The organism is Vibrio sp. OPT46 (assembly GCF_015163535.1).
Taxonomy (GTDB): domain Bacteria; phylum Pseudomonadota; class Gammaproteobacteria; order Enterobacterales; family Vibrionaceae; genus Vibrio; species Vibrio alginolyticus.
In genome coordinates this window covers 1-308 of the sequence record NZ_JADDYG010000814.1, presented here as the reverse complement: position 1 = coordinate 308, position 308 = coordinate 1, and the positions used below count along the sequence as shown (strand labels likewise).

Below are 308 nucleotides of genomic sequence, written 5' to 3'. Positions count from 1 at the left end.
ATGTTTTTGGCTAAACGCATACCATCGCGGTCGCCAAGCACTACGTCTAAAATAATCAAATCAATCTTTTGGCCTCGGACAAGATCCATCACTTCCGCACTGTCAGTGGTTTGAATCACTTCAGCTGCGTTGATTACGGATTCAACTAGAGAAGCAAGTGCTTCGCTATACAATGGTTGAGCGTCGATAATAAGAACATTATTCAAAGTGAACCTCACCTAATACATCAACTAGTGTGCTGTCAGGCGACAGCGCAATTGGATGAATAGGATTGTAGGAAAAACCTTGCTAAGAGGAAGGAAAATGAC

Annotated in this window: 1 protein-coding gene; it reads right to left on the bottom strand. The window is 42.5% G+C overall.

Features of this window, described 5'->3' with window-relative positions:
• The coding region (locus IQR33_RS28060) for a response regulator (RefSeq protein WP_193844255.1) at nucleotides 1–206 on the bottom strand (206 nt) is incomplete at its 3' end.
• Nucleotides 207–308: the final 102 nt, after the last annotated feature.